The 7,828-nt window shown below is 63.2% G+C and carries 8 protein-coding genes and 1 pseudogene; 2 read left to right on the plus strand and 7 right to left on the minus strand.

The annotated features are described in order from the left end of the window. Positions 1 to 82: 82 nt before the first annotated feature. Positions 83 to 382, minus strand: a complete 300-nt coding sequence (locus J0I79_RS01600; RefSeq protein WP_292854846.1) for a hypothetical protein — start codon at positions 380 to 382, stop codon at positions 83 to 85. A 174-nt stretch (positions 383 to 556) separates the two neighbouring features. Beyond that, a complete protein-coding gene (locus J0I79_RS01605; RefSeq protein ID WP_292854849.1) occupies positions 557 to 964 on the minus strand; it encodes a DUF3168 domain-containing protein in 408 nt (135 codons plus the stop codon). Positions 965 to 1,162: 198 nt separating this feature from the next. Between J0I79_RS01605 and J0I79_RS01610 the strand changes: the two genes are divergently transcribed. Beyond that, on the plus strand, positions 1,163 to 1,951 hold the full coding sequence (locus J0I79_RS01610) for a fumarylacetoacetate hydrolase family protein (protein WP_292854851.1): 789 nt from the start codon (positions 1,163 to 1,165) through the stop codon (positions 1,949 to 1,951). Here J0I79_RS01610 and J0I79_RS01615 read toward each other — a convergent pair. From J0I79_RS01615 to J0I79_RS01635, 5 genes are all read right to left on the minus strand, one after another. After that, complete coding sequence (locus J0I79_RS01615; RefSeq protein ID WP_292854854.1) at positions 1,948 to 2,754, minus strand: ABC transporter permease; 807 nt, start codon at positions 2,752 to 2,754, stop codon at positions 1,948 to 1,950. The genes J0I79_RS01610 and J0I79_RS01615 overlap by 4 nt on opposite strands. 4 nt (positions 2,755 to 2,758) lie before the next feature. Further along, the gene (locus tag J0I79_RS01620) at positions 2,759 to 3,592 is read right to left on the minus strand and encodes an ABC transporter permease (RefSeq protein ID WP_292854857.1); all 834 of its coding nucleotides are present in this window, start codon (positions 3,590 to 3,592) and stop codon (positions 2,759 to 2,761) included. A gap of 22 nt (positions 3,593 to 3,614) precedes the next feature. Then, the gene (locus tag J0I79_RS01625; RefSeq protein WP_292854859.1) at positions 3,615 to 4,727 is read right to left on the minus strand and encodes an ABC transporter substrate-binding protein; all 1,113 of its coding nucleotides are present in this window, start codon (positions 4,725 to 4,727) and stop codon (positions 3,615 to 3,617) included. Between the two features lie 68 nt (positions 4,728 to 4,795). Continuing rightward, positions 4,796 to 5,890, minus strand: coding sequence for an ABC transporter ATP-binding protein (locus J0I79_RS01630; protein WP_292854860.1), 1,095 nt, complete (start codon positions 5,888 to 5,890; stop codon positions 4,796 to 4,798). Between the two features lie 168 nt (positions 5,891 to 6,058). After that, positions 6,059 to 6,946 carry a LysR substrate-binding domain-containing protein gene (locus J0I79_RS01635; protein WP_292854862.1) on the minus strand — a complete coding sequence of 296 codons (888 nt, stop codon included), beginning with the start codon at positions 6,944 to 6,946 and terminating at the stop codon, positions 6,059 to 6,061. Positions 6,947 to 7,021: 75 nt separating this feature from the next. On the opposite strand from J0I79_RS01635, the pseudogene J0I79_RS01640 reads away from it, so the two are divergent. Then, positions 7,022 to 7,828: pseudogene (locus J0I79_RS01640) on the plus strand (amidohydrolase); the annotation flags it as partial.

Raw genomic sequence — 7,828 nt, forward strand, 5'->3', positions numbered from 1 at the left:
TTTTGAAGAAACTTGCAGAAGACCTGAGATATAGGCCGATTCCGGCGGTCTGGGAAACGGACCCGCTAGATCGGAAACCGTGTCAGTTCTGCGGGACGACGATTTCGGAACGGCGCGGACGCTGCCCATCCTTGCCCGGCACCAAGACGACGATGACGCAGACCGCCTGCCCGCCACGCGTCGACTGCGAGGCCTTGGCAAGCGTTCCGCCATTCTGCTCGGCCACCTGCTGGCCGATGGCGTAGCAGTCGGACGCCGCCAGCACGATCGGACTGTCCTGATCGGGCGCGATGACCGGCATCGCCATGGCCTGCGACGCGAACAGCCCGGCGGCGCAGAGCGCCAGGGTCGCGGTTCGGAAATGGGAGCGAAGCGTTTTCATGGTCGGCGTTGTAACGCATCGGTGCTGAACGTGAAATGAACGGTGATCGATGCGAAAACCATGTCCGCTATACCCCCTGAAACGCCTGACGACAGATCGTGATTTCGCCGCCCCAACCCGACGAAATCCGGCACGGGCCAGTCTAGACTCCGTTGCGGTCAGATTGAAAGCGTTTCAGGCGTTTTCCTGCGTCAGCGCGCGAAACCGCAGCAGCCCGTGATGCACGAGGAGTTCCTCGTCGTAACGGGCCTCGGAGAATTCGAGCGACAGTCGCGTCTGGCCGCGAGGGCCAATCACCAGCACCGCGCCGTCAAGGCGTGCGTTGATGGCATCCATGATGGCCCGTGTCTCGGCCTCGCCGTGCGCCTTCGACCAGATGTGGAAGGTGATCAGCTGATCGTCATTGTCTTCGGCGCCAGAATCCCAGTCGAAGCCGCTGGTCTGGCCGCAGGTCACGTAGGGAAACGCGGCGTTGTCGGCCGCGCGTTCGAGCAAGCCGGCGCCGCCCAGCAATGCCGAGAGCGAGGCATCGCTTTTCAGCCTGAGGAACAGAGCCTGCTGCAAATCACCGGCCGCGGTCATATTTTCTCCCTGTTGCGCCATCGGCCGTTGCTTGCCAGAAGCTCATGCGCGTTCTAGACGCTTTGCCATATATAGCTATTTGTTGCTCGGACACGATGACGATTTGTCTCGGCGATCATGTATGCCGATCATCTCGAAAATGCGACTTCGCCGACAATCTCGTCAGCAGGATGTGTTCCCAGATTTCCGGAGCTGAGCATGTTCGATCCAGACAAGGCCAGGACCGCTTCCCGTTTGCTGGTAGAGCATTGGGACAAGGGTACGCATCTCGACGCCATACCGCAGGACTTGCGACCGGAAACGCGCGTCGACGGTTATGCCATCCAGTCACATGTCATGGAACGCTCGGCGGCTCCGCTTTTCGGCTGGAAAATCGCGGCAACCAGCCTGGCCGGACAAAGGCATATCAATGTCGACGGCCCAATGGCCGGGCGTCTTCTGGCTGAAAAGGCCGTCGGGGTCGGCGGAAGCGTTTCGCTCGCGACCAGCAAGATGCGTGTCGCCGAGATCGAATTCGCTTTCCGTTTCGGCCGCCAATTGCCGCCTCGCGCGCGCCCTTATGAAATCCCCGAGGTGATGGACGCGGTTGCAAGCCTGCATCCGGCGATCGAAATCCCTGATTCCCGCTATGACGATTTCTGCGCCGTCGGGGCGGCGCAACTCATCGCCGACAATGCCTGCGCCAATCTGTTCGTCATCGGCGAGGCGGCGCAAGACGAATGGCGCGACGTCAATCTGGCCGAACATCCGGTAACCGGTGTCGTTTCCGGCAAGTCGCGGCACAACGGCATGGGCGCGGCGGTGCTGGGCGACCCTCGCATCGCGCTGACATGGATCGTCAACGAACTGTCCGGCCTCGGCATAGCGGCCGAGCCGGGCCAGGTAGTGATTACAGGCACCTGCGTGACGCCGATAGCCGTCGAGGCTGGAGACGAAGTAATCGGTGACCTCGGCAGGTTCGGCCGTGTCTCGGTGCGGTTTGTCTAAACTCCCCCACGTATCCTGACCACGACGCTGCGCACCGCCAGAACCAGCACGGTGATGATGATCAGGATCACCGAAAGGGCCGCGATGGCCGGGTCGATGTTGTCGCGCAGGCCCATCCACATCAGGCGCGGCAGCGTGATGGCGTTGACCGAGGTGATGAACAGGGTGACGCCGATCTCTTCCCAGGACAGCACGAAGGAGAGCAGCGCCGCGGTGACGATGCCGAACTTGATGTTGGGCATGATGACGCGGGTGGCGCGCTCCCACACGCTGGCGCCGAGGCCGCGCGCGGCAAGGTCGATGCGGCGGTCGAGTTGGCTGAGCGAGACCAGGATCAACACCGTGGCGAAAGGCACCGTCATCACCGAATGCGCCATGGCAACGCCGAGCCAGGTGTCGTAGCCGAAAAAGGATGTCAGGCCGGATATCGAGGTGAGCAGGAAATAGAGCGTCACCGCGGAAACCACCGGCGGCACCACCATGGGCAGAAGCACGAAGCCCACGAGCATGGCGGTGAACCGGGGCTGGAACATCCAGATGCCGAGACTGAAGGTAAGCGCCAGCGCGGTCGAGAACGCACTGCTCACCACTCCGATCCTGAGCGACAGCAGAATAGAATCCAGCCAGCGCGGATCCTCGATCAGCGAGCGATAGTGGCGCAGCGACAGTTCGCCTGTCGGCATGGTCAGCATGCGGCTGGGTGTCAGCGACACCGGGATGACCGCCAACAGCGGCATCAGCAGGAACAGTGCCACCAGCGCGGCGAGAACAAGCGAAACGGGGCCGGGACGATAGGTTGGCATCGCGCTACACCAATTCCTTCGGTTTGACGTCGCGGAAGAGTATTGCCATCAGCGCGCCGACGAACACGACCAGCACGACGCTGATTGCCGCCCCCAGGCCCCAGTCAGGGCTCTGGAATATCCTGAGATAGATCAGTTCGGCGATCATCACGGAGCGACCGCCGCCGAGGATGGCCGGGGTGACGAAGAAGCCCAGCGAAAAGACGAAGGTGATCATCGCCGAGCCGATGATGCCGGAGCGTGTCATCGGCACGAACACCGTCCAGAAGGTACGCATCCGGCTTGAGCCCAGGCCGCGCGCGGCGAGCAGCACGCGCTCGTCCAGGCTGCGCATGGCGGACGCCAGCGGAAAGACCGCGAATGGAATAAGGAAATGCGACATACCGACAATGACGCCGAACTCGTTGCGCACGAGGGTCAGCGGTTCGGAGATGAAACCGATCGACTGCAGCCAGGTGTTGATCAGGCCGCGGTTGGACAAAAGCGCCACCCAGCCGAACGCGCGCGTCAGCACGGAAATCCAGAATGGAACAAGGATGCAGAACTCGGCGATCAGGCGCTGCGCCGGAGTGCCGCGAACCCACACCACGGTGATGGCATAGGCGGCTGAGACGGATACAATGGTGACGATCGCCGCGATGCGCAGCGTGCGGATGAACACAGACTGGACCAGATCGTCGGTAAGCAATGCCCCGTACTGGCCGAGCCCCGGTGTCGGCAGGGTGAAGCTCCACTTCACCACGCCGAGAAACGGCCAGGCATAGGCGAGCACGAGGAACAGGAGCAGCGGCGCCATCAACAGCGCCGCGCCCATCCTGTCGGAGAGGATGCCTCTCATCGTTCTGAAAATCCCCGCCGGCTCAGGCGGAAATGATCTTGGTGTATTCGTCCAGCGCCGCGCCGTAGTTCTTGGCGTACCAGTCCATATCAAGCGGAATCTGCTTCGACATGTTGGCGGGGTCGACCGGGTTGATGCGCTTCTTGTCGGCGGGGATCAGCGCGTCGGCCGCCGGATTGGCCGGGCCCTGGCCGAGCTTGTCGAACATGACGAGCTGCTTTTCCGGATCCTGCGCGCTGGCGATGAACTTCATCGCCGCGTCCTTGCCGCCGGGGTTGTTCTTGAGCACGGCGAGCGCACCGGGCGAGATCAGGCCCTGGTCCCAGATGAACTTGATCTGGCCGCCGGAATCCTGCTCGATCAGCGAGGCGCGGGTCGACCAGACTATGGCCATCGAGGCCTCGCCGTTGAGCAGCACGCTCTGGCTTTCGGCGCCACCGCCCCAATAGGAGACGACGTTCTCCTTGAAGGCGGCTATCTTGTCATGGGCGCGCTTCAGATCGAGCGGATAGAGCGAGGCGGGCGCGACGCCATCGGCGAGCAGAGCAGCCTCCCAGCTCGACACGCCCCACTTGTAGAGCGAGCGCTTGCCGGGGAACTTCTTCACGTCGAAGAAATCGGCCATGCCGGTCGGCGCGTTAGAGCCGAATTTCTGCGAGTCGTAGGCGATCACATAGGAGAAGAAATATGTGGAAGCCGCGTATTCCCAGCCGAAACCAGGCCGCATCTTGCTTTTGTCGACGATCTTGTAATCGATCGGCTCCAGCATGCCTTGACCGCCCAGCGTGATGGCCGAGAACGGGTCGACGTCGACCAGGTCCCAGGTCGGCGCGCCGCTCTTGTACTGCGCAGCGATGGCGCCTTCGGTCGGGCCCGAACCGTCCATCTTGACAGGGATACCGGTGTCCTTGGTGAAAGCCTGGCCATAGGCGGCGTCGTAGGCCGTGATGGCATCGCCACCCCAGTTGACGAGCACCAGTCCTTTGGTTTCGGCAAAAGCACCGGTCGAGCGCAAAAGCAGCGGCGTTCCGGCGAGCACGAGGCCCGCGAGCTGCGCGAATTGGCGGCGCGAAATCTCGCCGCGTTTCGTCCTTTCGGACAGCGTTTCAATAGCCTGTTTCTTGGTGTCGGTCATGTCAGTTCCCCTTTGTTTTCGTTGATTTAATCCCGAATCCGGTGCGGCGGATCAGGCCGCGCCAGCGCTCATTGTCCTCCGTTAGGCAGGAGGAAGCCCTTTTCCGCCGGCCAGGTCAGCCAGACGGAATTGCCTTTGCTCAGCGCGGCGGCGGCAACCTCGTTCGGCACCGAAACGGTTACCTTGGCGCCCTGGCGTGTCGTCAGATCGAGCTTGGTCGCGGCACCGAGATAGGTCGAGGCGGTGGCGGTCGCTGCGATGCCGTTCTCGCCGACAGCGGCTTCGCGCGCGATCGACATGTGTTCGGGCCGGATCGCCAAAATGGCGTCGCCACGGACTTTCTCGGCCTTGCAGTGCATGCTGACCGCGCGGTCCTCGCAAAGACCGGTCGAACCATTGCCGTCCGGTTGCACGCCCTTCAGCGGCAGCATGTTGATCTCGCCGAGAAACTCGGCGACGAAGCGGTTGTCCGGCCGGTCGTAGACCTCGTCCGGCGCTCCGACCTGCAGCAGTTTGCCATGGTTGAAGATGGCGACGCGCGACGACAACGCCAGCGCCTCGCTCTGGTCGTGAGTAACGAAGACGAAGGTGGTGCCGGTTTCCTGGTGCAGCCGCTTCATCTCGGCCTGCATCTGGCCGCGCAAGCTCTTGTCGAGCGCCGAAAACGGTTCGTCGAGCAAGAGCACGCCCGGCTCGAACACCAGCGCGCGGGCGAGAGCGACGCGCTGCTGCTGGCCGCCGGAGAGCTGCGAGGGCAGTTTCTTCTCGTGGCCGACCAGACCGACGCGCTCGATCATCTCGCCGACACGCTTCTTGATATCGGCGGCCGATTTCTTGCGCACCTTGAGGGGGAAAGCGACGTTCTGTTCCACGCTCATATGCGGGAAAAGGGCATAACCCTGGAAGACCATGCCGGCGGCGCGCTGCTCGGCCGGGCGGTCGGTGATGTCGATGCCGTCGCTTAAAAGCTTGCCCTCGGTCGGCTGCACGAAGCCGGCCAGGATCATCAGGAAGGTGGTCTTGCCCGAACCGGAAGGCCCGAGCAGCGTCAGGAACTCCCCGCGGCCTATATCAAGCGTCAGTTTATCCAGTGCACGGAACGAGCCGAAGCTCTTACCGATCCCTATTGCCTTGATCTCTGCGGCCCGGCCGGGTTGCTGCATCCTGCCTCTTCCTCACTCCCAAGAGGAAATCGTAGGCACGCCGGCGGCTCACCGCAACCGAATAGTTTTCGCCTGATCGGCAAATTTGATTCACGGATGACAGGTCGTGGAGGCGCTGAAGCTGCCTATCTCCCCCCTCGCGGAGGAGATAGGCAAATCCCGATACGCCTACAGCCTGTTCTCCACCAGCTTGGCCCTCAGCCAGTCGCTGAACGCATTGAGCACGGGATGACTTGCCTTGGCGTGCTCGAAAACCAGGAAGTAGGAACGGGGCGAAGGCACCGAGGCCTCGAACGGCTTGACCAGCCGGCCCTCGCTCAGCGCCCGACGCCCCGTCAGTTCGTCGCCCATGGCAATGCCCTGCCCGGCGACCGCCGCCGAAAAGACGAGGTTCATGTCGGAAAAGAAGATGCCGCCCTCGGTGTCGGGATTCTCCACCTTGGAGAGCGCCAGCCAGCGCGCCCAGTCCTCGGTGTCGCCGAGATGGAGCAGATTGGCTCGCAGCACGTCGGCGGGCTTGGAAAATCCGCCGACCCTGTTGAGCAGCGTCGGACTGCAGAGCGGCGTGAAGTGGACTTCACAGAGCAACTCCACCGCCCGGTTCGGCCAGTTGCCGACGCCGAAGGCAATGAAAGCGTCGGCCTCCGGGTTGCTGACGTCGTCGAGACGGCGAGGCGTCAGGATCGAGATCGCCACATCCGGGTACATCTGCTGGAATTCACCGATATGGGTGCACAGGAACATCGAGGCGAAGCCCGGCGGACAGGAGACGGCGAAGGAGCCGCCGACGCCGGCGCCGCTGTTTTGCGCCACCGCGTCGCCAAGCACGGTCAGCGCCTTTCTGACATCGGCCGCGTAGCGCTGGCCGCGCGGCGTCAGCGCCACGCCCTTGCCGATGCGCTGCAAGAGATCGAAGCCGAGATCGCGCTCCAGCAGGCGCAATTGATGGCTCACCGCGCTGCGGGTCAGGTGCAGTTCGTCGGCGGCGCGCCAGACGCTGCCATGCCGGGCGAAACTGTCGAGGGCGCGGAGCGCCTGGGTCGAAGGAATTCTCAAGAGGTGAACCGAATTTGCATGAACCGGGAAAACATATCACTTTTTGGCGAGCCGCTTCACTGCTTTCTTTGAAGTATGGACAAACCGGTGACGACCTCCGCACAAGCGACCGCCCTTGCCTGCCTCGATGGTATCCAGCCCTCGCTGTCGCAGTGGACGCGCACGATCTTCGATTTCGGCGAGACCGCCTGGCGCGAATATCAGTCGTCCGCCTGGTATGTGGCGCGGCTGAAGCATGAGGGCTTTTCCGTCGAGGAAGGTTCGGCAGGCATGCCGACCGCATTCTGCGCCCACTGGACGAACGGTCCGGGACCAACGATCGGCATGTATGCCGAATATGATGCCGTGCCCGGCAACTGCCAGGATGCGGCGACCGTGAAACAGCCACGGCCCGGCCTTGGCACCGAAGCCGGCGGCCACACCGATCCGCATTCGGGGCTAGGCATGGCAAGCCTCGGCGGCCTCCTCGCCGTCAAGGCCGCGATGCAGCGCCACGGCATCCAGGGCACTCTACGCTTCACCGGCGAACCGGCCGAGAAGGTGCGCGGATCGAAGCCCATCCACGCGGCCAGGGGCTATTATGACGGGCTGGCCGGGATGATCTCGTTCCACCCCTTCTACATGCTGCCGCTCTGCAACACGGCGCGCTGGGACACGCATTGCGGCGCGGCCTATTCGATGATCTATCGCTTCGTCTGCGACGAGCCGCAGAACTGGGCGCGCGCCGCAGGCGACGGCGCGCCGATCCCGCAGGCGCATTCGGCGGTCCGGGCGCCCGGCGCCAACGACGCGCTGATGACCATGTACATGGCCTCCAAGGCGCTCCGCGATTCCATGCTGCCACATCAGGGCGGCTGGTCGATCAGCGAGGCGATCCTGACC

Origin of the sequence: Mesorhizobium sp. (assembly GCF_017306585.1) — a bacterium.
Lineage (GTDB): Bacteria > Pseudomonadota > Alphaproteobacteria > Rhizobiales > Rhizobiaceae > Mesorhizobium.

Coding starts and splice junctions, on each gene's coding strand:
- J0I79_RS01605 (WP_292854849.1), bottom strand. CDS start 964: ATGACCGCGGCCGGTGATTTGCAGCAGGCTCTGTTCCTCAGGCTGAAA.
- J0I79_RS01615 (WP_292854854.1), bottom strand. CDS start 2,754: ATGCCAACCTATCGTCCCGGCCCCGTTTCGCTTGTTCTCGCCGCGCTG.
- J0I79_RS01625 (WP_292854859.1), bottom strand. CDS start 4,727: ATGACCGACACCAAGAAACAGGCTATTGAAACGCTGTCCGAAAGGACG.
- J0I79_RS01620 (WP_292854857.1), bottom strand. CDS start 3,592: ATGAGAGGCATCCTCTCCGACAGGATGGGCGCGGCGCTGTTGATGGCG.
- J0I79_RS01600 (WP_292854846.1), bottom strand. CDS start 382: ATGAAAACGCTTCGCTCCCATTTCCGAACCGCGACCCTGGCGCTCTGC.
- J0I79_RS01630 (WP_292854860.1), bottom strand. CDS start 5,890: ATGCAGCAACCCGGCCGGGCCGCAGAGATCAAGGCAATAGGGATCGGT.
- J0I79_RS01610 (WP_292854851.1), top strand. CDS start 1,163: ATGTTCGATCCAGACAAGGCCAGGACCGCTTCCCGTTTGCTGGTAGAG.